Origin of the sequence: Bacillus sp. FJAT-27445 (assembly GCF_001510665.1) — a bacterium.
GTDB lineage: Bacteria > Bacillota > Bacilli > Bacillales > Cytobacillaceae > Bacillus_D.
In genome coordinates this window covers 519,542-544,337 of sequence record NZ_LMTI01000001.1, presented here as the reverse complement: position 1 = coordinate 544,337, position 24,796 = coordinate 519,542, and the positions used below count along the sequence as shown (strand labels likewise).

26 protein-coding genes and 1 pseudogene are annotated in these 24,796 nt (G+C 38.0%); 5 read left to right on the top strand and 22 right to left on the bottom strand.

Annotated features, from left to right (window positions below):
- Positions 1–8: 8 nt before the first annotated feature.
- The 5 genes from AR337_RS02725 to AR337_RS02710 are packed head-to-tail and all read right to left on the bottom strand — an operon-like array spanning position 9 to position 6,019.
- Entirely contained in the window at positions 9–1,118 is a 1,110-nt protein-coding gene (locus AR337_RS02725; protein ID WP_059170467.1) for a sigma-70 family RNA polymerase sigma factor, read from the bottom strand.
- An 18-nt stretch (positions 1,119–1,136) separates the two neighbouring features.
- Complete coding sequence (locus AR337_RS02720) at positions 1,137–1,673, bottom strand: hypothetical protein (RefSeq protein ID WP_059170466.1); 537 nt, start codon at positions 1,671–1,673, stop codon at positions 1,137–1,139.
- Positions 1,674–1,679: 6 nt separating this feature from the next.
- A complete protein-coding gene (locus tag AR337_RS02715) occupies positions 1,680–3,674 on the bottom strand; it encodes an AAA family ATPase (protein ID WP_059170465.1) in 1,995 nt (664 codons plus the stop codon).
- Entirely contained in the window at positions 3,665–3,826 is a 162-nt protein-coding gene (locus AR337_RS23000; protein ID WP_156424286.1) for a hypothetical protein, read from the bottom strand. The genes AR337_RS02715 and AR337_RS23000 overlap by 10 nt, the downstream gene beginning before the upstream one ends.
- A gap of 12 nt (positions 3,827–3,838) precedes the next feature.
- Positions 3,839–6,019 carry a DEAD/DEAH box helicase family protein gene (locus AR337_RS02710; RefSeq protein WP_059170464.1) on the bottom strand — a complete coding sequence of 727 codons (2,181 nt, stop codon included), beginning with the start codon at positions 6,017–6,019 and terminating at the stop codon, positions 3,839–3,841.
- Between the two features lie 699 nt (positions 6,020–6,718).
- Here AR337_RS02710 and AR337_RS22995 point away from each other — a divergent pair.
- Positions 6,719–6,931 carry a hypothetical protein gene (locus AR337_RS22995; protein WP_156424285.1) on the top strand — a complete coding sequence of 71 codons (213 nt, stop codon included), beginning with the start codon at positions 6,719–6,721 and terminating at the stop codon, positions 6,929–6,931.
- A gap of 171 nt (positions 6,932–7,102) precedes the next feature.
- Here AR337_RS22995 and AR337_RS02705 read toward each other — a convergent pair whose 3' ends face one another.
- The 8 genes and pseudogenes from AR337_RS02705 to AR337_RS02670 form a co-directional block, all read right to left on the bottom strand.
- A complete protein-coding gene (locus AR337_RS02705) occupies positions 7,103–7,396 on the bottom strand; it encodes a hypothetical protein (protein WP_059170463.1) in 294 nt (97 codons plus the stop codon).
- 227 nt (positions 7,397–7,623) lie between these two features.
- Positions 7,624–8,043, bottom strand: coding sequence for a hypothetical protein (locus tag AR337_RS23570; RefSeq protein WP_059170462.1), 420 nt, complete (start codon positions 8,041–8,043; stop codon positions 7,624–7,626).
- The gene (locus tag AR337_RS02695) at positions 8,040–8,522 is read right to left on the bottom strand and encodes a hypothetical protein (protein ID WP_059170461.1); all 483 of its coding nucleotides are present in this window, start codon (positions 8,520–8,522) and stop codon (positions 8,040–8,042) included. The genes AR337_RS23570 and AR337_RS02695 overlap by 4 nt, the downstream gene beginning before the upstream one ends.
- 197 nt (positions 8,523–8,719) lie before the next feature.
- Positions 8,720–10,441 (bottom strand): ATP-binding protein, encoded by a 1,722-nt coding sequence (locus tag AR337_RS02690; protein ID WP_172797489.1) that lies wholly within the window; start codon positions 10,439–10,441, stop codon positions 8,720–8,722.
- Between the two features lie 401 nt (positions 10,442–10,842).
- Positions 10,843–11,424 (bottom strand): hypothetical protein, encoded by a 582-nt coding sequence (locus AR337_RS02685; RefSeq protein WP_059170459.1) that lies wholly within the window; start codon positions 11,422–11,424, stop codon positions 10,843–10,845.
- A gap of 6 nt (positions 11,425–11,430) precedes the next feature.
- Entirely contained in the window at positions 11,431–11,988 is a 558-nt protein-coding gene (locus AR337_RS02680) for a hypothetical protein (RefSeq protein WP_059170458.1), read from the bottom strand.
- Positions 11,989–12,021: 33 nt separating this feature from the next.
- Positions 12,022–12,330 (bottom strand): hypothetical protein, encoded by a 309-nt coding sequence (locus AR337_RS02675; RefSeq protein ID WP_059170457.1) that lies wholly within the window; start codon positions 12,328–12,330, stop codon positions 12,022–12,024.
- Positions 12,314–12,787 (bottom strand): annotated as a pseudogene (locus AR337_RS02670) (RNA polymerase sigma factor); the annotation flags it as partial. The gene AR337_RS02675 and the pseudogene AR337_RS02670, both read right to left, overlap by 17 nt.
- Before the next feature lie 309 nt (positions 12,788–13,096).
- Between AR337_RS02670 and AR337_RS02665 the strand changes: the two are divergent.
- Positions 13,097–13,642, top strand: coding sequence for a GNAT family N-acetyltransferase (locus AR337_RS02665; protein ID WP_059170455.1), 546 nt, complete (start codon positions 13,097–13,099; stop codon positions 13,640–13,642).
- Positions 13,643–13,694: 52 nt separating this feature from the next.
- Complete coding sequence (locus AR337_RS02660) at positions 13,695–14,036, top strand: hypothetical protein (RefSeq protein WP_059170454.1); 342 nt, start codon at positions 13,695–13,697, stop codon at positions 14,034–14,036.
- Between the two features lie 149 nt (positions 14,037–14,185).
- On the opposite strand, the gene AR337_RS02655 is transcribed toward AR337_RS02660, so the two are convergent.
- Positions 14,186–14,383, bottom strand: a complete 198-nt coding sequence (locus tag AR337_RS02655; protein ID WP_059170453.1) for a hypothetical protein — start codon at positions 14,381–14,383, stop codon at positions 14,186–14,188.
- 188 nt (positions 14,384–14,571) lie between these two features.
- Between AR337_RS02655 and AR337_RS02650 the strand changes: the two genes are divergently transcribed.
- Positions 14,572–15,198, top strand: a complete 627-nt coding sequence (locus AR337_RS02650) for a metal-dependent hydrolase (protein ID WP_059170452.1) — start codon at positions 14,572–14,574, stop codon at positions 15,196–15,198.
- Between the two features lie 137 nt (positions 15,199–15,335).
- A complete protein-coding gene (locus tag AR337_RS23415; protein ID WP_172797488.1) occupies positions 15,336–15,482 on the top strand; it encodes a hypothetical protein in 147 nt (48 codons plus the stop codon).
- A 296-nt stretch (positions 15,483–15,778) separates the two neighbouring features.
- On the opposite strand, the gene AR337_RS02645 is transcribed toward AR337_RS23415, so the two are convergent.
- The 8 genes from AR337_RS02645 to AR337_RS02605 all read right to left on the bottom strand — a co-directional run bounded on the left by AR337_RS02645 (position 15,779) and on the right by AR337_RS02605 (position 24,634).
- Positions 15,779–16,378 (bottom strand): trimeric intracellular cation channel family protein, encoded by a 600-nt coding sequence (locus AR337_RS02645; RefSeq protein WP_367576246.1) that lies wholly within the window; start codon positions 16,376–16,378, stop codon positions 15,779–15,781.
- A 495-nt stretch (positions 16,379–16,873) separates the two neighbouring features.
- Positions 16,874–18,022, bottom strand: a complete 1,149-nt coding sequence (locus AR337_RS02635) for a toxic anion resistance protein (protein WP_059170449.1) — start codon at positions 18,020–18,022, stop codon at positions 16,874–16,876.
- Positions 18,023–18,080: 58 nt separating this feature from the next.
- Positions 18,081–19,766 (bottom strand): VWA domain-containing protein, encoded by a 1,686-nt coding sequence (locus AR337_RS02630; RefSeq protein WP_059170448.1) that lies wholly within the window; start codon positions 19,764–19,766, stop codon positions 18,081–18,083.
- A gap of 15 nt (positions 19,767–19,781) precedes the next feature.
- Positions 19,782–20,516, bottom strand: coding sequence for a hypothetical protein (locus AR337_RS02625; RefSeq protein WP_059170447.1), 735 nt, complete (start codon positions 20,514–20,516; stop codon positions 19,782–19,784).
- Between the two features lie 405 nt (positions 20,517–20,921).
- Positions 20,922–21,236, bottom strand: a complete 315-nt coding sequence (locus AR337_RS02620; RefSeq protein WP_059170446.1) for a hypothetical protein — start codon at positions 21,234–21,236, stop codon at positions 20,922–20,924.
- A gap of 122 nt (positions 21,237–21,358) precedes the next feature.
- Positions 21,359–22,468 carry a tubulin-like doman-containing protein gene (locus tag AR337_RS02615; RefSeq protein ID WP_059170445.1) on the bottom strand — a complete coding sequence of 370 codons (1,110 nt, stop codon included), beginning with the start codon at positions 22,466–22,468 and terminating at the stop codon, positions 21,359–21,361.
- Positions 22,469–22,632: 164 nt separating this feature from the next.
- Entirely contained in the window at positions 22,633–24,120 is a 1,488-nt protein-coding gene (locus AR337_RS02610; RefSeq protein ID WP_059170444.1) for a hypothetical protein, read from the bottom strand.
- A complete protein-coding gene (locus AR337_RS02605; RefSeq protein WP_059170443.1) occupies positions 24,086–24,634 on the bottom strand; it encodes an RNA polymerase sigma factor in 549 nt (182 codons plus the stop codon). The genes AR337_RS02610 and AR337_RS02605 overlap by 35 nt, the downstream gene beginning before the upstream one ends.
- Positions 24,635–24,796 lie beyond the last annotated feature (162 nt).

Sequence of the window (24,796 nt, the reverse complement as noted above, 5' to 3'; positions counted from 1 at the left end):
TGGCACTTTTAAACAGACGTATCCAAAATTTTAGCTAATGGTTTTTCTAATTTTTTTAATGCTTTATACTCTATTTGTCTAATTCTTTCCCGAGTTACTCCCATTAAATTACCCACTTCTTCTAAAGTACGGGGTCTATCGTCATAAAAACCAAACCTTAATTCGATTACTTTTCTTTCTCTATCTTTTAAAAGAGTAAATAATTCAGAGAGGTTTTTATTTAATAATTGTAATTCAAGATTTCTTTCTATATTATCCATTAATTCATTATGGTCAGATATCGTATCATTTTCAATCAGATCTTCTATACTATAAGGATCTTGTAAGATATTTAAATATTTTCGAACCGTTTCTTGAGGAAGCGATAATTGTTCGCTAATTTTATTTAATATGTTTGTACAATTACCGAACTTTTGGGATTCTGCGCATTTATGTCTACGTTTATATTTAACAATTTTATATAATGTTTCTTGCAAATGTGCAGGAATTCTGTAATACACAGCACTTAATCCCTGAGTGTTTCTATCAATGTTTTGCCGGATCCACCATGGTGCATAAGTGGAAAATCTAGAATTTGTGTTTTCTGGAATTTTTTCAAGTGCAACTATTAACCCAAGATTTGCTTCTTGTATTGTTTCATCTAGATTAAATCCATACTTTTCGTGGTACCACAAAGCAATTCTTAAGGCTACTCTTAAATGCATTGTTATTAATCGTTCTCTAGCGTATGAATTTCCTCCAATTGCTTGATGAAGTAAAAGTGATTCCTCTCTATGTTGTGGAGGCGCAATGTCCCTTAGAAAATTAATATACTCACATAAAGAGTTGTCTATTTCAAGTACTCGATTATATATCTGATTGTAATCAAGTTTGCTCTTATCATACTCAGGTTTCCCAGGGTTATTTTCTTCATTAGCTTGAACAACTGTTTTTGCAGGAGCATTATCAAGAATAATTATGCCTTCTAATATCAAACTTTCACATAGACGATCTAATTCATCGATAGGCAAAGATTTTTTTTCTGCATGATCTATTATGTCGTCAAATGTTAAAAAGCCTCTTTCATTATTTAGTTCAATCATTAATTGAAACGAATTAACAGGGGTCTTTTTTGCCACTTTATACACCGCTTTTAGTTAACTACGCGCTAAAGCACATAAATCTAAAATATGCTCGTCGGAAATATCAGTGTTATAACGATCATTAAAATCTTCCAAAAAGTCATAAAGCCTATTAAGGTAATCTTCTGTGTTAATAGCCCCGTCAATTAATTTCTCATGAAGAAGATCTATTCCACCCAAAACGTATTCCTCATAAAGTGATTCGTCATTCAGAGTCTCTTGACTCTCATTACCATAATTCCTAAAGGCCCTATCTAGCCTCTTTTCAAAATTAGGTTCGTTTTTCTTATCAAGTAACATAATTAATTGGTAATTATATTTTAGATTTGTTTGCTCACGTGAAAGTTGATCAGGAAATATTTTAGTTGTTTCACCTGAAGACTTATCTATTGTAGCTTTACGCCCAAACAAAAAACCAACCATTGGAGCTATTAAATAAACGTCTATATTTCTATTAAAAATTTTTGCAGAATGCTCATTAAAATTAGCAGTTAATTCCGTTACTTTGGTAGCATGAGATCCACGGAAAGAATACTCCTTATTAAACAACATGATTAATCACCTCGGGAGTAAATTTGTTTCAAATTCATTTTTCTTGTCAAATTGATATCTTTTTCCAACCTTACTACCCATGTATTGTTCTGCTAATTCACCGTCTGTATCCTTAATAAAGATAATAACTTGCTCCGCAATAGAAGGTAACACGTCGCATACGGTTTTTATTCTCCTTTTATCAAAAGCTGATAAGGGAGCATCCATTACTAATGGGTATGGCTCTGATTCTAATAATTTATTTACGTTTTCTCCATCTGAACTATTTTCCCTAGCCATTTTAATTATTCCAGAAATGAAAGCAAAAATTACAGATATACTTTGTGCTGTTGAAGTCTCAATATCATTAGTGTAACCACCTTCGTCTTCCACTAGCACTTGTATATTATATTTTTCATCAACGGATACCGATAATCCGCCTTCATAAATACTCTTGAATATTTCATTTACATATTGTTGAAGTTTTGTACGTGTTTCAGCTTCGTTAGCTTTGTAAACCTTATATATTTCATCATACATATATTGAGCATACGCCTTATATATCTCAATTTTTTTATTTTTCTCATCTCTCAAACTAAGTTCAGATCGTTCGGAAATTGCTCTATCTCTTTTAGTTAGCCATTTCCCTTTTTCTGTATTTAATTGATTCTTTTCCTCATCCCTATCCCTCAATTGTTTCTGGTACATCCATAATTTCTGTTGTAAGCTTGCAGTCTTATCTTGATCTCCAATCTGTTTTTCAATTAATTGTATTTTGGATTCAGAATCTAAAATTCTATTTTCATAATCCCTAATTGTTGAATAATTATTTGCGAAAGATTCAAATACCAGTTCAGAAGCTTTTGCTTTTACTTCTGATTCAGCTACAAATTGATTTATAGTTATTCCAATCGATTGTGGTGGGAGGTATTCTAGGGCACTAATTAATTCTTTATATTCTTTATTCCCAAAAGTAATGTTAGTTCCACAAACGCATTTTCCTCGATCAATCAAAAATTCAATTGTTCTAGCATGCATATCAGGTATACCTTTGTCTAACTTATCACCTTTTGATAATTGTTCAAGGGATTTTGAAACCAAAGATTTAACAAAAAAACCATGTGCATTTTTGTTAAATTCTTTTAACATTGAATTTATTAAGTTTACCCTAAAATTCGTATCCCTGTTAACTTGGGACTGGAAGTTTTTCTTTTCAGCTTGTAATCTTGCAGCTTCTTCTAATTTACTCAGTTGAATATTTAAATCCATTATTTGCTCATTTGCTATTTCAATTTCCGTGTCTATATCTACTAACCTATTTTCTATTTTATCTATCTGGTACTGTGCATCATCAATTGTTTTTGTGTGTTCTGCAATTCTTACATCACTTCTAGAGTCATAACTTTGATTATAACTTCCTATTACTCCATATTTTGAAGTTGGCTTTAAGTGTTCTAATGCAGATAAAAAAGCATTTAAGCCAAGGAGTCCTCTAACTGCTTGAGCAAAATCTTGGCTTTTTCCTTTTTTTATCTCTTTACTCATATTGTCTATTCTTTCACCATCAAAGAAAAAGTATCTTGCTAATTCTTTTGGTAAAATTTGTTTCATAAGAGAGTCAACTTCTAATGGCTTTACAAACTCAACTTGACCAATTCTTTTATAAGAGATATTAAAAGTTGTATTTAAAGCTTTAAGCTTTCCAGAAATCTCTTTTTTATATACCTGTTCTCTAACCAAAGTATATTCTGTCCCACTATGAACTAAATCAATATCAACACGAACTTTATTCTCAGCACCTCGTAATAATTCTCTTTCCACTGCTTTATTGAGTATCACTTTATCATCAAAGTCGGTATCACCATACAAGCACCAAGTAAATGCTTGTGCTAAAGTTGTTTTGCCAGAACCATTTTCGCCCATTAAAATAGTCACATTTTTATTGGGGTCAATTGAGAAGTTTACTAATTGTTTTCCAATAAATTGTCGAAAGTTATATAATTTTATTGATTTTAATAACATTCAACTTCCTCCTCAATGGCTTTTTTAATTTTTTTAACCATCTCAGAATCATTAAACTGTTTGGTTCTGTTATTCTGTTTTTCCATTAAAATCAACTTTCTAAGTAACCTTTCAGCCTTCTTTTGGTCAATAAAAATATCAGCATTTTCCACGAAATTTCCTCCTTATGCCAAATCGAAATTATTTAAATTGTCATCAGATAAATAATAAGCTTCCATAATATTTTCTATTACAGAAAAAGACTCCAATGGATTAAGTGATATTCGAGCAAATTCTTTTGCTCTTTTAATTTCATTTTTTATTAATGATAAATCCTTTTCCATTTCCTCTTGGGTTAATGATGAAACTTCATCAAGTGGCCTTGGAGTGGTAATAAAATCATATATCTCCGCATAGTCTTTACCTTTTGCTAACCTTAAGACCCTTCCTCTCCGTTGTATATATTCCTTAGGATTTGTTGTACTTGCAAGGATAAATGCAACCTTTATCTTGGGGATATTTACACCCTCATCTAAACATTTAATTGCTATCAAGGCCTGTAATTTTTCGCCATGTTGAAATTGTTTTTTTAAAATTTCCCGCTCATCAACATTTTCCTTTGAGGTGAACTGAGAAACCTTCATATTTAACTTGTTACCAAGCAAATCAGTCACTGCATCAATTTGTCTAATTTCTTCATCAAATGTTTCAGATTTTTCATCGTTTTCTCCTAACATCGAAGCAGCACCACAATATACAAGCAAGTAATTATCTTCTTTATAGGGTTGAATTACTTTTTCTAAAGTGTCGAGTTTAGCTTTAGCTGCTGCTACTAACCTTGCTCGCTTTAATGCTAATTTCTCCCCTTTTTCAGATAATTTTTTCCTTCCGTTTTTATCCATAATAATACACTTACTTATTTCATGAGAAAGTAATTTATATTGAGAGAGCTCTTGGTCGTTTAAACTTACTAAAATAGGATAATATTTGTAAGGAGTTAGCTTCTTTTCTTTAATTGCCCTGTCTAGAGGATATTCTATACACTTTTCCCCAAAAAATGATACTAGTTTTTCTGTACCTTCTTCATCACGATGGCGCTCAAGTGTTGCCGATAGAGCTAATCTATAGTTGTATTTGTTATCTAATAATGAACTTAATCTATATGAGCCAAAGTTATGTGCCTCATCAACAACAATCAACAAATTCCCTTTCATTTTTCCCAATTTATCTTGAACAAACGTAGATGAAAAAGTAGCGTTTGTACATATGAAACAAAAAAATTTTCTGTTCCTTACTTTTAATTTGTAATCCCTTATAGCATTATCTAATCTTAACCGCCAGTCTTTTTGAGATGAATTACTATATCCTATAATAGGTTCAATGTTAAAATAATTTATATCTTCAACCCATTGCTCTACTAGATGTTGATAAGGGCATACAATCACAACACCCAATTCGTGATTTAAATCCTCGGATAATGTAGTTATTGCTCCTAGACCTGTTAAAGTTTTTCCTGTCCCGGTTGCCATATCAAATATCCCTCTAAAAGAGTTTTCTTTCCAATTATCAATTGCTGATTTTTGGTAATCGTGTAACTCTAAACTCGACGGTAATTTAGGAACTTTAAGACTACTGTCTTTAGTCTCATATGTTAATCGTGTCTCTAAAACTTTCTGATCAATTTGAAGATCCATTGGCCCCTTTTTATATTTCTTTAAAATTTCTTCCCGTACCTTGGGGAAATCTATAATTTGGATATTTCTTTCATTATTGTTCCAAATATTATTAAATGCTTTTTCTTTGTCCTTTACCCTTTGAAGATCACTTGTCCAGGAAAGAAAAACATCGATAGTCTCATAATTAATATTAAATGCCGTACTTGAATCATTCATTGAACCAGAAAAAGCTATAACATTGTTTTCCTTATCATATAGTAAGCCCATTTTTTCATGATACATGCCTAACATTTCGTTGTTTTCTAGAAAAGCAATTTTTAAATCAAGCCTTTTTGCAGCAATCAAATTAGCTAGTATATTTAATCTAGCTTCTTCGAAGTAATCTTTGGGCTCTGACAAGGAAGTAAGCAGAGCTTTTTCAATTATTTTATCCCTATTCTCGTAGCCCTTTTTTATTGCAAGTAGATCTTCTTCGGATAAATTAGGGGAAGCAACTAAATTTATACTTCCACCATTTTGAATTAAGCCTGCTATACCGCTTGATATCTCAGCTAGGGAAGTAGAGGAAAAAAAGCCAACCGCTCTTTTATACAATGTAGCTCTTTTTAATAAAGGAATATAAAACTCTCTTGCAATATTATCTTTTAAAGAGCGATATTCAGATTTAATATCCAATTCAAGAAAACTCAATTCAATTCACCTCCCATTGAAAATAAATATTTTATGCCGTTTTATATTGATTTACTAGACTCTGTCATTTTTTATTCATTGAACTAAAAAAGGGCATACGTGTGGTGTCCTTAAAAAAAGCGGTGATTTAGGCTGCTAATTACCTAAGTTCCAGCACCTTTTTGCGATGCGACAGCCCTTTGAATAGAGTAGGCGCTTATTCTTCGTTGCGCTGATAGTTATATTATGATAGTCCTAATAAATGATATCATATTAATTGGAACTTTTTTAGAAAAAATTTGGGAACTGTCATAAAATAAACAGAAGGCTGTCCCAAACGTCGTTGAATGACGACAATATTAGCAGCAAAATCATGGTTACGGAAATGCTTAGCCCAAAGGGGAAGAGTTTCCGGATAACCAGTGTGAATAGAAATGCAATACCGATGGACACAAGGAGGTAAAAGAGGGGTGAATTGATATAAAGGTATATATTTTTATGTGGGTAACCAGCTCTATCCCCATGAAATAAAATAAATGATAGCCGGTGATGATACCGGCCAGGATTTGAATCAGTGTTTTCATGTGTCCTCCCTAAAAGGAACTTTTTTCATCACTATTTAAGAGCCTTTTTACAGCCTCTACCACGGCTCTTCAGTGTTTCCATCCAAATACACCAGGTACTGAAGCTACAATAAACTTTCTGTACTTCGGTGAATTTTTGAAATATGGCTTCATTCAGTGTTTAATAGATTTCGCTGGCTTGATGGCTGGACGGGCTTCCGGCGTGGAATTCCTTGCAATCGATAACGACGATTCCGGAGTCAGCGGTGGCAACACCGTTTACACTGTTTTCATCGCGTATTGCGAGAAGATTATCCCAATTGTAAATAGCGTTTTATCTCCTTCTCGAGTTTCGGGAATGGCTGGCTGAAGGTTTTGTAATCAAAGCTGATTTTTGCATCGGGGCTTGTTTTTGGAGAAAGTTTTCCTGCTTTTTTCCAAGGGTTAATGATCATCGTAATCCAGCAATACCTCCGTCTCGACTGTTGCATTCATAATCAGTAGTCCATGGTAATCGAGTGGCTCAAGAAGGATCCTCATTCTATCTGCTCACGAAGACGGTAAAGTCGCACGACGTACAGCCTCTCCAATCCCGGCTTGCTTTTAGTGCATTGAGAGTTTTGGTTAGTTCGCCCGGCTCCGTGACCATTATATTTAAATTGGTTGTCCTTAGCACGCCTCCCAGGTTTGAGCTATTGTATTCACCAAAGCGCAAGCGCTTAATTGTTGTCTCCTTGTTTCCAAACGCCCGCAGGAATGCAAACTGGTATTCCTCATTGTCAAAAGGCTGAATTGCCAAATCGAAGACTGCCGCTTCGATTTCTACTGGATTCATTGAGTTTCCCTTTCTGGTTTTTTTAGGTTTTATAGTTCCATATTATTCGAATAAACCTAAACAAAAATGCCCAGCATTAGCTAGGCATAGTTATTGTAATTTATGCTATTTCAACAGTTGGGTCAATAAATCCGAACTCAATCTTCATAATTGCATTAGCTCTAGCACCTGTTCGAAGACATCTTAAGAGGGAGCCTTTTTATGGCTCGTTGTATAATGGTATAAGATTAACCCTGATAAGAAATCATCCTAATGGTTAATTTTGAATGGGGCAAAGAAAAAGCTACTTTTTTGTGTAAATGAAAATTACAAAAAGGGCATTTTAATTTAGAATCTACAGGAACTGCTGGATGTATCTTATTTTCTAAGACATTTACTAAAGCATGATACAGAGAACACTCCATTAAGAACGCTTTTTCTGGTGAATTAGTTATATCAAATTGAAAATGTGTTGCCTTTCCTAAATAAGGATGGTTGCAAAGTCTTCTTTGGAGATCTGTATCAGACCTTCCAATGTATATTGGAAGGTGAATATTAGTCATTTGGGATCTTTTATATAAGACATAGCTGCCTATATTGCCAGATGGGATTAAGGCCTTTATTAACCACGGAGTTAGACTCATAAGTCTATGGGAAACACCAGTCATATTGCTATGCTCTCCTTCCTAAAGCTACGGGCTTTACCTTGAGCACGATTTATGAGAACACGTGCCTGTGATAGAGATACGTTTTCGAGGAGAGCTATGTCTTCCGCATTTTTACCGTCGCATAATGCCAGAAGGATTCGACAGTATCGCTTATTTTTAATAAATTTTTTAACCCAATTACGATAATCAATTTCCATATTTTTATCTTCATCATGTGAGTGATAATTAGTCGAGTTATCATAATCAAGTAGAATGTTAAGGTTCTCGCAAGTAAATTTCCTATATTTAGATCTTTTCCTAAGAAAATTTCCTGCATTCCCGAAAAAGTTGTTGACCAGTTTTTGAGGGTCCCCTGTAGAATTAGCTTTTCTAATTAACTCATCTAATGTCCGGTCAATTTTCTCTAAAGTATAGATGTCATTTACTTTAGACTCTTTTGTGTACAAAATTAATAATGCCTCAACGACATCATGATTCATTTTAACCTCTCCTTTACCTCTTACTGTGGTTGCAAAAAAGTCGCGCACAGTAGAATAGTGGATGTGATTTATGATTTATGATTTTTGTAATTGTAGCCGCCAATGGTCGATTACAATCCTAATTATCATTATGCCATAAATTGGAAACCGATGGAATGGTACAGCGCATAAAATCAGCACTGTACCACATAAATAGGTTATTCAGTTTTTTTGAGTAGTTCTTTTACATACGCGGCCGTAAATTGACCCCAATAACTGCGTAAATCATCATATATAATATCTGCTTTTTCATTCATGTTCTCTGCTTTGGCATAAGCCATGAATAGGACATCAATAGCACCTTCTACTTTTCGTGCTAACGATGAAATTTGGTCAGGTTGAAGGTTTGAAATATCAGAATCGGCCAGGTTTTTAATTGGCAAATAAATATCTTTAATAAATGGATGCCTATGATTAATAGCTAGAATGGCTCTACCGTTCAAGTGTGTTATATCTAGGAGTTCTTTTCCCCTCCATGCACCATCTATAATTGTAATCGGTTGCTCTTGTAATTGCTTTTTGATAGTTGCAATTTCTGGTGACTCTGTTTGAGGATCAAAGCCAGCATCGGTTATGAATTCATCGATTAACTCTTGTTCTTGTTCTTTTTGAATATCCATCCCTGCTCTACCACGTGGAGAAGTTTGTTCCGCTTTTTTTACTGCCTCAGATGCATTAGTGTGTTCTGGCTTGGTTTTTCGTTTATCTTTATTGGTTGTTTCCCATACTGTTCTGATTTCCTCTCTACCAGCTTTAATTGGACGTTCTAAAAACTTACCAATTGCTTCCTCGAGTTTTCCTACTGGTTGAGCACCGTTCTTTACGTTTTTCACCCTAAAGTATTCATCTAGTTGTGCAGGAAAACTAATCTCTACTCCAATAAAGCGGTCTAGATGTTGAATACCTGACGGAAAAATCCCTCGAATTACTCCATAAAAAATTTCCCTTCCATTTCGTAAAATACTTATTTTGCCTTGATTTCTGTGAATATTTAATTCCTTGAAATGTTTTGCCGATCCTTTAATTGCACCATCCCCTTCAACTCGCCTAAATTCTTCTGGTAAGAGAGTTACTGTCATTTCTACTTTATATCCATCAATTTCAATTTCTTGGTAGTCAATGACTTTGGCACGTATATCGTCCCCAAGTAATTTTGAGGCACGTGGATTTTCTAATTGAAAGGTAGGATCATATAAGCTCAGTTTTGTGCCATTTAGATAGACTCGTACGCCCTGATCAATAAATTTGCGATAAGCTCTTGCTAGAAAGTCACGCAATTTATCGATCTCTTCTTTAATTGAATTTCCGAATTTGCCGCCGTCTACAAGTCGATCAACCTCTGACCAAACAATTAACGTTCCAGAAGAATATGGTTCTCCATTTTCATCAGTCATTAAATCCATATATTCTTTTGGGAAAGATTCCACTTTTGTACTAACGATATGAAATTGCTTTCCTGCTTTTATTAACTCTAAATCAAAAAACGCATGGTAAATGTTTTCATCACCGTATGGCTTTGTATATACATCAATACGTTTAGCTTGGCTTAAGGCTGCTAATTTTGAGCCAACTCCAAATCTACCAAGGCCATTTCGCTGATTATATCGAGTAGAAAACCCTAACTTTAGAGTCTTCGCTAATATATCAGGCTTGATTCCAATCCCGTTGTCACTAAACGCTATCTTTTCAACTCTCTTAACGTTCGTTCCTGTATCAACTTTAATGATATTTGCGTTAGCTTCAATTGAATTGTCTACTGGTTCACCGGCAGCGGTTGGCAGGTCAAATCCAGAGTCCCTCATACTTTCTAAAGCTAAATCCACTTCAATAAGATCAGAAACCTGGTTGTGTTTTACCATTTCTTCTTTTGTAACTTCCATTTTTGATTCCTCCATTTTTGTGAGACAGCTAGTTGTCAATCTCACTTGGTTTATTTTTGGTTCAAGAAGAGAATTTGTTTTATCTAAGGTGATCATTAAGCGATTCACCTTAATGAAATTTCTTTCATGAACCCTTTCACCTATATTGGTACCTAACACATCCTAAAAATTTCACTATTTTTATTTTTTTAAAAAACATGATATTTTCCGTGAAGTAAAAGAATGTAGAGGACATTCAGGAAAAGTTAAAGGTTATTTACAAAGATATAATTCAACATGTATTTTATGGCTGAGGTTGACAATCATAAAAATTGTACAACCAGTGATAATGGTCGTAGAAATTTTCACGCTATCCTATAATATATGCTAATAAGACCTAACTTAGCTTTACATTCGCACTTTTACGGCCGTACCCACGGCTCTTCGCTTGTTTGCATCCAGATGCACCAGGCGCTGAAGCTTCCGTCGAATTGAAGATATACTTTTTGCACTTCCGGGAACTTTTGAAATATGGCTTCATTCAGGGCTTTGCCTATTTCGCCGGCTTGATGGCTGGATGGGCCTCCGGCGTGGAATTCATTAAAGTCTACAACCACTGTTCCAGATTCGTCGATGGCGACGCCATTTAGGCTGTCTTCATCGCCGTATTGCGAGAAAATCGTGCCGGTTGTGAATAGCTTTTTTATTTCATACTCGAGTTCTGGGAATAGCCGGCCAAAAGTTTTATAATCGAAGCCTATTTTCGCCTCAGCGGCTTGGTTTTGGATAAAGCTTTCAAACCTTTTCCCAAGGGTTAATTCATAGATGGCGATATGCTTCTTCTCTGTGGAGAGGAAGTAGGTTTTGTTTTTATCCACCTTTATATTCGACTTGATTGTTTGCGGAACTTCAATCAGTTTTTCAATCGGAATCCGGATGCCTCCAAGTGTTTCGCCTTGTTTGTTATAGGCGAAAACATGTGTTTCCGATAGGGATTTATACACCGCCGGCTACTCTGTTTTCGTAAAGTTGATTTCCCGATCCGTGATGGCTTCGACTGCACTTTGTCCCATCCCCTCTTCGTATGGAATCGTCAGCTCCGTCGGCTTTCCATCCTTATTGATGGTGATGACCGCTTCTTTTCGATTGACCGTTGCCATTTGAAAAGGAAGTGATTTTCCTTCCACCATTTCGCTGGTTTCAATATTCAGGAACCGTTCCTGGCTTTGGCTTGCCAAAATACCGATATTTTTAACAAAAATGAGCTCATCCGGATGGAACAGCTCGGCCTTAAATTCGTGGGTTTTAACGAGCTTTCCATTCTCGGTATATTGATACACAACGAATGGATCCCAGGTGTTCAAGATGTAAATTTGTTTATCCGGTGTGACAAGGATATCTTTCAGGGTGCCTGTCATTTGGTTGTTTCCCTTAATAGGAAAAGAGTTTGTCTTGCCATTTTTTCCAACAATGAGGACCTGCCTCTTCGCTTCATCCAGTAAATAAAATGTATCGTCCTCCACATCAAAGCTGGTCATCGTGACGGGTAATGTTTCGTTTTCGCCCATGAACGTCAAGCCAGCCTGGCCTTTTCCGTCCCCCTACTCAATTGTCCGTAGCAGCGTTAAGCTGGATTCCTCACCAATCGCAAACGGTTTCTCCGTTTCCCCCGCGAGTTCCAAATCAAGTAAATCTTTATTGGAAAGGACAACGAGTGCGAAATGCAATGCGGCGACACAAACAGCTGCTAGCGGCTTTAGGTTGAAGCGCGTTTTGTCGCTGGATTTGGCTTCCCATATTTTATGCTGCAATTCATACACAATTTGCTGCCGAGGTTCCAGCGAAGAGTGATTTTTAATAGACCTCAGCAATTGTTTTACCTCACGAGTCAATTCATCGTTTGTATTCATCGCTTATCACCTTTCTCTCCCTGTCCTGCATTTCTTTTTTCAAAATCTTGACGGCCCGATGAAAGTCGACCCTTACCTTCAATTCTGTGATTTTCAGTATTTCCTCGGTTTCACTTACCGTCAGTCCCTGGATTCCCCGTAAGATCATTATTGCCCGGTAATGGGGTTTCATTTTTAATAACGCATGATGCACTTCTTCCCACTCTTCCTTACGAAGAATATGGTCGTCAATTGATTGTTCGCCCGAGATGATTTTTTCAAAAAAATCGGGTAGGAACTCCTTCATTTTTCTTTTCCGCAAATGGTCGATAGCTGTGTTCCTCGCGATTGCCAAAAGCCAGTACTTCCCCCGGTCCGAATTCGTCAGCGTCCGTATATTTTTAATTGCTTTAATGAACGTTTCCTGCGTTATATCTTCAACGTCCTGGACAGAATGCGTAAAATACAAGCAAAACTGATAAACATCCCGATTTTAGTCCTAAAATAATGTTTCAATTCCAACTGCTCCCCCACCGACTCCCCCCTTTATAAAACAAATCGAAACAAATCGTTATTTGTTTCAATAATAGAGAAAAATTGTAAACGTGTTTCAAAAGGTTGAATTTGATTTTTATATTCAAGTAATTTAAGAGTTGGTACAATTAGAAAAAACGTGTGGTTTCCTTTATTGATTCACAAGGGGCAAGGTGAAGGTCGCTCGTAACGAGGAAAGTTCCACTAATATTCCGGGCTATAAAAGCAAATTAAAAAATTGGAGGAATTGGCTATGGGCTATGATTTCAATTTATTAAGCTTTAGAAAACTGGATAGTAACGACTTGGATAAAATGCATAAATGGTTAAACAATGGTTTTGCTGCCCAATGGTATGGCAAAAAACAAATGACCATTGATGAGGTTAAAGAAAAGTACTTACCATACATAAACAATGAAAAATCTACACAAAGTTATATCATTTCTTATGAAAATAAGCCTATTGGCTATATACAAACTTATAAAATAAACGACTATCCTGATTATGCAACACAGGTAGCAATAGATGAAAATGCATCCTGTCTGGATCTATTCATTGGCGAAGAAGAGTTCATTCATAATGGATTAGGCAAACAAATCGTTGGCAGGTTTTTAAAGGAGATTGTATTCTCTCTTAGTGATTCAGATAGTTGTATATTAGGGCCTGAACCCGATAATGAAAACTCAATAAAAACATATGAAAAAGTTGGTTTCAAATATGTAAAGACAGTAAGGACAGATGATGGAGATGAATACATAATGAGAATTGGAAAAGATGGTTTGATAAATAACTGGAATTAAAAAGAAACTAATATAAAGTATGTTCGTCACTTATGGAAAGGAGGCAGATATATTGAAAAAATTAGTATTTATTCCAGTGTTAATTGTTTTATTTTCAACTGTGATGGGTTGCAATTTCATTAAACCTAATGGAAAATTACCGATTGAAATGATCGCATTCAATAGTCTTACAGATGAAGAACAACATTTAATACCTGTAAGCCCGAAAGATTCAATCGTAGAGAAAATAACAGTTAGTGGTGAAAACAAATCTTACATAGATAAGGAATATGACAAAGACCAAGTTTATTCTGTTACTTTTAATAATACTGAGACGGATTCCTCGGGAAAACTTACGGTTTTTGTTGATTTGGACAAAAAAACAGTTGTAGGGAAAGGCTTTGCGAGCAGATAAACGCTACTGAATAGAACAACACTAAAATCGGGAAACCTTTGTAAGTTGGTTTTCCTTAAGATTTACCCAATTATCAACATTAAAAAAATAACAGAAGAAAAACCCCATTCCGAAACAATATCGTATCCGAATGGGGTTTCCTCATAGATTTATTCTTCACTGCCAGGATGTATTTGCCGTTTTACTTCCTCGATATCCGTATCACTATACATCGCTGTTCCCTTTCCGCCTGTTTTTGCTAGTAGGTCCTTTACCTCGTTATAGGACAATCCGGACTCGGTGTTCAGCCGTTTCACTTCTTCGATATCCGTGCCGACTGATGTGAAATTCTTTTTGTTTTGTTCCATAAAACCACCTCCAGTATCGATGGCATTATGGTCCTCCAAATGCTCTGATTTTATAATCAAAATGAATGATTTTACAAAAAGAACGGGGCCTCGATTGGTATTTTATCTATCACCCCTCTACAGAACAAATGTTTTGGTGTACAATAAGATTTATGGTTTTTTACATAAATTTTTAAGGAGAAATGAATATGAATGGCACATCGCACGCAGCAATTGGAGCAGCAACAGGGTTTGTTGTAGCCAATTCATTTACAGCCTCTCCGTCCGCAACACTCTTGCTTGTCGGATTAGGAGGCATTTCAGGCTTGATGCCTGATCTAGATATTGACGGGAAGCTTCGCGGCAAAATTACGTTGTCGCATAAGATGATTAGATTATCCGCCCAGTTAATTGGCATACTCATGATTTTGTACAGTTTTATTGAGAAAACAGCGACTGAAAGATGGCTCGGACTCGGCATCGGAGTAATGATCAATGTGGTTGCATCGTTTATAAAGCAAAAACATATGCTGACGATTACCGGAGCTGTGGTCATTGCGGGAGGTTTTTCCTTGGACGAACTTTGGTTAATCCTACTGGGAGTCTACGTTATTATCGCGTCCTTTTCTTCGCACCGCAGTTACACCCATTCACTCCTGGGGGTTATCTTCTTCGGATTCATTGCTTATAAATTGGAGGCATCACTCGGAATCGAGGGGGTATTCTATACATGTTTAGGAGGCTATGTCAGTCACCTAATCGCAGATTTAAAAATCCTGCCAATGAACAAACGCGGAATTAAGCTTTTCTTGCCAGTGTCATCGAAGGAACTATAATTTAAATACATATTTCCACGGATTAAAAATTTCCATAAAAATACAGTAAATCCCTTTCTTTAAAAGAAGACCAAGAATATACAACGTCCGATTTTGCTAATAATAATGGATAACCAAATTAGAGGAGGTTATCGAAAATGAAGCAGAATCAACAGCAAAACAGAAACAACGCTATTAAATCCACAGGCACCGACAGCCGAAAAGTGAAACAGGATATACAGCAAGATGTAAACGCAGGACAAGGAGCAATGACTTCGCGTGAAGCAGGAGCAATGAGGGATTAAGAATTTTTTACTAGTAGACCGACATGAATTTTGTCGGTCTAATTTAATTTTGCTTTTTAGCAACTTAATCGTTCTTTGAATTGCGCCTGAGAAATATAGAAGTACAAATTGGCGCGCAAACAGATACTCGTAACGGCGCTGGTTCCCCTTAACATACCTCCTCTATACGTAAAAAACTAAGTTCCGTACAACTTGTTCTATTATTATGTACTAAAAGGCACTCATCTTTGCTAAAGACGAGTGCCCGATTGTTTATCTATGATAATAAACAGTGAATTAAGGCTTTACCATTTGGCTTAACCACCCATACTTCTCTTATTTTCATAAGGGATGTTATGTGGCAAATTCCAATTATAGCGAACCGATATAATCCTTAAGAATACAATAAGAATCAACAGGAACGCTGTCATGTAAGGCCCACGTATCAAGTCTAAACCGATTGCGAAACCGGCAAGCGCTGCCCATAAAGCATAAATTTCAGAATGAAAAATCATAGGCTTTCGGCCAGCAAAGACATCACGTATCATCCCGCCGCCTGCACCGGTAATCGTCGAGGCGATGATGACGGCAATGAAAGGCGCACTAACCGAAACTGCATAGTTCGCTCCCTGGATCGCAAATGCCGCCAGACCAATCGCATCAAAAAAGACAATCCAATTTTTAATTTGGTCAAGCCATTTATTGGGCAACAGAAAGACAAGCGTAATCGCGAAAAAGGCTATTTGAAATAAGTTCCCTTGCATCCACGTGTTTTCAATCGGAATTCCAATTAATAAGTTTCGGACAAGACCTCCCCCGAAAGCAGTCGTAAACCCAAGAACGTAAATTCCAAGGATATCATAATCCTCTTCCCTGGCTATAAGGGCACCACTTATTGCGAAAGCAAGGGTACCAATGATATTAAGTATGTCCCACGTAAAAGCGCACCCCTCCTTTCACCGAGTGTATTCGTAATAGATGTAACTAAAAATCAGTGGAGGGATGAAAACCTCCACTGATTGAAATTTCACCTTTTCGTCACAAAACAAAAACTCATTATAACCCAAGGAGGAAAAGGTTATCCAGACCTATTTTTTCTAGTCTAATCCATAAAAGCCACATACAATATGTCCAACTGCCTTGGCAGCGACAACCAGCGATTCTTCATCAATATCATATTTAGGGTTATGGTTAAAATAAGGCTACTCCACCCCTTTTGGAGTACGAGCAATGCAAAAGAAGCAAAGTCTTCTGATGGCGGCAAGGCTGGGAATTCCTTTACTTCTTAAATATTATTATCATTTGCATTTTGGAGAATCTCAGCAACTATATTCGTTACGGCCGGGTCATTGTATACCGGATCAGATTGAAACGATTAATTTAGCTGAGGGGAATTATTATTTCTTATAATTTTAATTACTTAGGAGGTTTACTTCATTGCCTTTTTCGAGACGCTGAATCTGTTTTTCGCCTGTTTCAGCCAACTCTTTGAATTGGTTGATGGTTTCACGCATTTTCGGCAATGCTTCCTGTTTGTACGTACTGATTGAGTCCATCGCCTCGATTACATCAGCAAACGCGACTTTCAATGTCTCAACAGAAACGCTTGATTCCATTGCCTGCTTTTGAATTTCCACACCTTGCACTTTCAGCATTTTGCTAGTTCCTGCAATCAAATCGTTCGTTGTTGCGTTAAGGGCTTCGATCTTTTTTAAGACAATCTTCTGATTGTACAAAGCACTTGCTACGGTAACAGCAATTTTCAAAGCGGAAACCGTAACGGTTTTAGCCCGTTCAACACCACGGATCAGTTCCCTGTTGTTGCGGATGACGACTTCATACGCAATAATCCCTTGCTGGTTAACTGTGAGCATTTGCTGCAAATCCATTACTCGCTGACGGAGCGGAAATAACAATTCTTCTGTGATGAATCGAATTTTATCCGGGTCTTCACCTCTTGTTTTAGCCTGTTCGATTTGAGCTTCGATCGCTTCATCCATCAACGATCCAAGTTCAATTTCTTTTCGAAGGATTTTCGTTAAATCCCGAAGTCCCTGCTGTTCGATTTGAAGCGTCGTATTGTCATTTTTCAAAGTCACTTTTCCTTTTTCTAAGCTTGTTACAATATCCGAAATGACGCTGTCCGCTTTTTCGTACTTCTGGAAGTACGCCCGAAGAGGGTTGAACAGCTTCCCAAGAAAGCCCGTTTTTGCAAAATCGATCACACTTGGATCGAGGTCCTTCAATTGAGTTTGAAGGTCAGTAAGGCCTTTTGCGACACGGCTTCCTTCATCGCCCTGTTTTGCCAGGTTCCCGACCGACACTTGAAGAAGTGAGTTCTTGTTGGACGAAGCCTTCATTGTGTTTAACCCGAAACTTTCGATGCTTTTTAATACTTCACTTCGCTGATCAAGTGATTCGACATCCAATCCCATAATCGTTGAAACGTTCTGATTGGCTGCCTTTTGCAGCTCTGAAATTTCCTCTGGAACAGGTTTGACTTGTTCTTCGATAAGCGCCTTTACTTCTTCAGGACTTGCAACAGTCATTGAAAACGACATAGGTTTTCCCCCCGTTATAGTGTATTTTACAAGCTCATGCTTTTAATTGGCGTGAAAATTACAATTGTACGTTGAACAGGTTTTTAATCTTATAGACGACGTCATCTGAATCAGCATTAATACTCGCTGCTTCATTGATCGATGAAATGGTCTGAAGAGCCTTGAGGTTAGCGTTATATCCGATTGTATAGATTGGAACCTTATAAGCCTGAATTAATCCGCGGATGTCGTCCAATGAGTGTCCCCGATTCGTTTCCCCGTCGCTCAAAACGAAAATGAGAGGGGTCACATCAGGGTTCATCTTCATTTCATCCTTCAGCAATTTCATGGCGACGACAATCCCATCATATGTCGCGGTTCCCCCGTTTGCCTGCAGGCCTTCGACAGCTCCGACAAAGTATGATTGCTGGTTCGTATCGAATGGAGCAATCGGCAAATTGATTTCTACATCATCAGAATAAGTAACCAACCCAATGCTGTTATTTTTGCCAAGATATTTCTGGCCTTTAAGCAAGCTTTCTTTCATTCTGTTCATTGGTTCTCCATTCATGCTTCCAGAAACATCCGCAACAAACACTGCTACAATCGGCTTATTGGCGTTTTTCTTGTCTTTCCATAGCTTTTGAGCGGCCGAAAGAGTGGCGCCGTCAACCGTTTGCATTTCCGGTGCGTAAGAATCAAGGCCATTAAATCCGTATTTCTTGCCGAGTTCCTGATACTTTTTCTCCTGGGAGAATTGGGCAAATTGTTGAATGATTTGCTTTTTCTCATCAGAGATATTGCCAATGGCATACAATGGGCTGTCATGGCGGACGCCAAACGGAGTGAATACATATGAATCCTTCAAATCAGGTGAATTGATGAATGTTTGATACTCAAGCACGAACCCATCCAACGCACCCGATTTGGCTGCTTCCCGCATCTGCAATGTCGTAGATGCTGTGAATGGCACATTCGATTGAAATTGTTCGAAACCCTGTACTGCCTTTTCCCCCAGAAGGTTGGATTTGTCAAAAGTGTTTAAAGCGGTCAAAAGGAGATTAAGGCCTGTCGAACTTGCGAATGGATCGGTATATCCCATGGCAAAATCATTTTTCGCCATCGCATCCGTAACAGTTTTCACATTTACCGAGCCATATTTGTCAACTAACTGGTCATATTTCTTTTTCTTGATGACAAGGCCAGGCACGTTTCCGACCATCCTTTTTGAAATTAATTCAGCTGTTACCCCGCTATCTTTAACCATCTCTCCCCAAAACTCATTAGAAGGGGTAAAGGCGTCGGGAACATATTTTCCTGATTTGATATAGTCTGTTGCTGTACCAGAGGCAATGCTTCGAATCTTCACACTGACGACCTTTCCATCCACTTGGAGCTTTGCAGCGTTGTAGTCTTTTGCTACTTCGTTTAGCCATGAATCATTCCCTTTGCCCGTTTTTTCAGGCGACGAGAAGATTTCAACAAATGATTCGGTTGAATTTTCGACGGTTACAGGAAACTTATTGATATCAGGCAGTTCTTCAGCCAGATCCGCTGGATTTAAGTCAATCTGCCCTTTAGCAGGCTTTCCTTTTGTCACATCGATCTTGGAATACATTTTATCCAGCTGTGCTTCAGCATTTTCAGCCGTAATCTGTTTTTTAGATTTTCCTAGATTCGAAGTAAGCGAGATGCCAGCATAGACAACCCCAAAAAATACAACAACAGCAATTAGTGAGACGATCAGAAATTTACCTTTATTCATAAGCCAGTGCTCCTTCTAGTATTTATAGTGTTTTGTTTGTTTGATCAATGCATCCATTTCCTGCATTGCAGCCATATTGTCAATATCGTCAATATCAATGGTGTTCAGCTTTGAAATTTCCAAGACAAGTTTATCGATATACAAAAGAATCTCTTCGTTAATATTCACTGCATTTTTGACAAAAGAAAGGTATTCATTATAAAGTTCCTTTTTTTCCTGAAGAATTTCTTTAGAGAAACGGCTCGTATTTTTTCCACTCACGCTTTCGTACTCTGTTTCATCGAACGTACTGACTTTGTTGAGGATGTTGCGGATATTCAAATAAAAGAGCTTTTCTACTTCGGCTACGACATTGGCGAATTTTTGATAACTTAATTCGGTTTTGTCGAACCGCTCATCCAGAAGGGTCAGCAGCCCGCCTTTTTTCTTTTTCAAGCGAAGCTCCTGCCCTAAAGCGAATACAATGTCTTCCCTTAATGCTTTAATATTTTGATAAGATTGAAGGGCTTTTACATAATCCTCATTTGTTTTTAGCTCCCTCAAATGTACGGCTGGAACCTTTTTGAACAGGATCCCATAAATACTTAAAAGAATTACAATGAGACTGACAAACAGCACCGTCACCCCAAAGGATGTCTCAAGAGCACTGCCGCCGACAATCCTTACCCCCATAAATCCAGGGGAAAGAAGAATTACATTAGCAAGGGTTACCCCGAATAGTAGCGTAATCAATTTCCAAATTTTTGACATCCTTCACTCCCCCTAAACTATTTATAATTTCAACTTTTCCACAGGTGGAAAAATTCGGAAAATAAACCGGTTAAATATCCAAAATCATTTATGTAAGATTTTGAAAAAATATGTATGTCTTTATACGGATTAGTTATTAATAGGTTTCTATTTCTTTCAAATTTTTCTATATTTACAAAATATATCGAATTTTGTTTATTTAAAGGATATTATACTATTTTTTGGTGAGTAGATGATAGGGAAAAATGGATGGAAATCTTTGAGGAGAGGACATGAAGGATTGGATACATTTCAATACATACACGATATGCGCCGCAACATTCATTGGTTCATGAGCTTTAGAAACATAAAATAGAATTGCCCCATTTTTGATACAGGGCAATCCTATTTTAATGGACTGAGCGATTATTTTCCGTTTTTACTCGTATAAATGACCTTAATTTGTTTCCAAGCTTCATTTCTAGAGGTGTCTTTAGTCCTAATCTGAATGATGTTTTCACCGGTTTCTAACATTACATTTGTGCTGAATACACCATTTTTCACACAAATTTCTTTGCCATTTACCCTGAAAAACTGCAGATTTATATCAACTGCCTGCCCTTTGACAGAAACTGATTTCTTGCGTGCGGTTTCTCCTTCAACTGGTGAATCAATCGTGATGACCAGGGCAATGGAGTAGACTTTTACAGTTACCTTTTCTGTTGTTTCATTGCCAGCCAAACCTTTGGCTTGAACGGAAATAGAATTTTCGCCTTACTCCAGTGTCAGCTCAGCTTCAATGCATAAACAGCACTTGCGAGAAAGCTCACAAAAAAAGACACTGGGAAGGTCCAGTGTCTAATTTAGCTATTGGATTTTGTCGGTTTTTGATTGACTGTCCGTGTTGGCCTGTAGTTGTTTCTTGCTTTTAGATTGGATGCCCAGCCGATTTTGGATTCATATTTCTGTGTGTATTCCTTTTGCACAAGCTCATGGAGCCGGTCCCTGTTTTTAATCAACATTTCTTCCATTACTTGAAGCCGACGCGTTGGGAAGCTTAGTCCGGCGAGAATGGTGGTGATGGAAGGGTCTGTTTCTGAGATATAGGTCCCTTCGTACAGTTCGAGGGGTTCCCCGACCCTCTCGAAAATCGATGGGATGTTAATCAGCTTTGAGACATTCTCAGGTCCTTCATAAATCAATCCGGCACGGATGACACCAGGCGATTCAACCGGGCAGAAAACCGAGTTTGCCCATGATTGCTGGATTAAGAGGGATACATCTGAAGTCGTTTTGGCATCTGTCACTGTACTTGTTGAGATGACGGTTACGCCTCGTGTGCTAAGAATATTCATGAGGTCTGTCTCATCAAAATTTCCATAAAGAGAGCTTTTACGTGTTATTTGCAGGACATGGTTGATTGCTTCCACAGCCTTGTGGTTTGAAGCCCGGTAAATTTGCTGTTTGCTGGATTGGGGATTGGTCCGGCGCAACTGGTCATTGTCGACCATGAAGGTGGATGAAATCCCGTCAATTTTGGACAATTCTTCAAGGCATTCTGCTGCATTGATTCGGTTGCCAGCAAGGACATTCCGTTCAGGCACGACAGCAATCGCTCCTACCTTCAGCTTTGGCAGCTGGTTCAGCAGCATTTCAATCAGGAGCGGGCTCATCCCCGAGCCGGTCCCGCCGTCAGTGGAGAATGCCACAAACAGGAACTTTACTTTTTTGAATGACTTTTCAACAAACTCGACTATCTCCCTGTAATTATCGTGTACTGCCCGGGCACCGATCGACCGATCCTGTCCGGCCCCGTTATACCCTGGAACAAAATACTTGTTTTCAACCCTCGTATTGACGAGTCCGTCACGCTGGTTCGTATTGATAAGTGCGGTTGGAAAGCCCATGGCCGATGCCGCCTCCGCAATATTGCCACCTGCCTGGCCTACGCCCAAGATTCCAATTGGTTTCACCAAATCCCCCTCCTTATCTTATAAAATAATACTCAATAGTTCAGAATTTAGACTAATAAACAGGAAAGGAGGACTTTATTGACGTTGCTTTTATTCTAGGAATTTCTTTATTTCCTTCTTAATCAAAAGGGACTTTTCCATATTTTTCATCGGAACAGCCAAGCTTAAGGCCGCACCCACGGCTCTTCGGTCGATTGCATCCAAATGCACCAGGCGCTGAAGCTTCCGTCGAACTGCAAATAAACTGTCTGCACTTCCGGGAATTTTTGAAAAATCGCTTCATTCAATGCTTTGCCAATTTCCCCTGCCTGATGGCTGGATGGGCCACCGGCATGGAATTCCTTGAAATCGATAACGACTGTTCCGGAGTCATCGATGGCGGCGCCGTTTACACTGTTTTCATCTCCGTATTCCGAGAAAATCGTGCCGGATGTGAACAGCTTTTTAAGCTCCTGCTCGAGTTCCGGGAATGGCCGTCCGAAGGTTTTATAATCGTAGCCGACTTTTGCTTCTTCGGCTTGTTTTTGAATGAAACTTTCGTATTTTTCCCCAAGGGTTAATTCATAAATGGCTAAGTGCTCCTTCTCAGGGGAAAGGAAATAGATCCGATTTTTATCCGCCTTGATGTTCGATTCGATCGTTTGAGGAACTTCAAGAAGTTTTTCGATTGGCAGTCGAATGCCTCCAAGGGTTCCGCCCTGTTTGTTATATGCGAAAACATGCGTTTCAGATAGGGGTTTATAGACCGCCGGCTGTTCTGTTTTCGTAAAGATGATTTGGCCTTCCCTAAGGGATTCCACCGCGCTTTGGCCTTTCCCCTCTTGGTAAGGTATGGTCAGCTTCGTTTGGTGCCCATCCTCATTGATAGTGAGAACGGCTTCTTTTCGATGGATTGTTGCCAGGTGATAGGGAAGCGAGTTTCCTTCGACCATTTCTCCGGTTTCGAGATTTAGAAACCTTTCCTGGCTTTGGCTTACGAAAACTCCACGATTTTTAAAATAAACCAATTCATCCGGATGAAACAGGTCGGCTGTTATCTTGTGGGTTTTAACCAGCGTTCCTTTCTCCGTATATTGATACACAACGAATGGATCCCAGGTGTTCAAAATGTAGATTTGTTTATCCGATGTTACAAGAATATCTTTAAGTGTACCGGTTGTATGATTGTTTCCTTTAATAGGAAAGGAACCTGTGACGCCATTTTTACCGACAATGAGGACCTGCCTCTTCGCCTCATCCAATAAATAAAACGCACCGTCTTCCACATCAAAGCTAGTTACCGTGATGGGCAATGTTTGGTTTTCGCCAATGAATTTCAAGCCAGCCTCCCCTTCGCCGTCCCCATACTTAATTGTCTGGAGCAGCTTTAAGTTGGACTCTTCTTTAATGGCAAACGGTTTTTCTGCTTCCCCCGCCAGCTCCAAATCTGGCAAGTTATTAGTGGATAGGAAGACTATTGTGAAAAGCAACGCGGCAATACAAAAAGCGGCAACTGGTTTTAGGCTGAATCCTCTTTTGTTAGCTGACTGCGTGTCTTTGATTTTGTTCTGTAATTCATAGACAAATTGCTGCCGGGGTTCAAGCGAAGGATGATTTTTGATCGGGCTCAGCAATTGTTTAACCTCTTGAGTCAATTCGTCGTTCGCTTTCATCCTGTACCACCATCCTCTCCCTGGACTGCATTTCTTTTTTCAAATTCTTGACTGCCCTATGGAAGTCGACTCGAACCTTCAATTCTGTTATTTGCAGTATTTCTGCGGTTTCACTTATAGTCAGTTCCTGTATTCCCCTTAAAATCATGATCGCTCTATAATGGGGTTTCATTTTTAATAGGGCATGGTGAACTTCTGCCCATTCTTCCTTTCGAATGACCTGGTCGTCCAGCGACGTATCGCCAGCTATGATTTTTTCAAAAAACTCAGGCAGGAACTCCTTCATCTTTCTTTTTCGCAAATGGTCAATTGCTGTATTCTTTGCGATTGCCAATAGCCAATATTTGCTTCGTTCCGGATTTGATAGTGACCGTATATTATTAATTGCTTTAATAAACGTTTCCTGGGTTATATCCTCCGCGTCCTCGACGGAATTCGTAAAATATAAACAAAACTGGTAAATATCACGATGGTAGTTCTTAAACAAAGTTTCAATATCCAGCTGCCCCTCCACCGGCTCCCCCCCTTTATATAACAAGTCGAAACAAGTCGCCATTTGTTTCAATTATAGATAAAATTTGTAAAAAGAAATACACAGGTTTAGCCTGGAGAAGGAATTTCGTTTATGCCGTTCCACAGAAAAATGCCCAGCGAAAGTACTGGGCAAATATTGTCA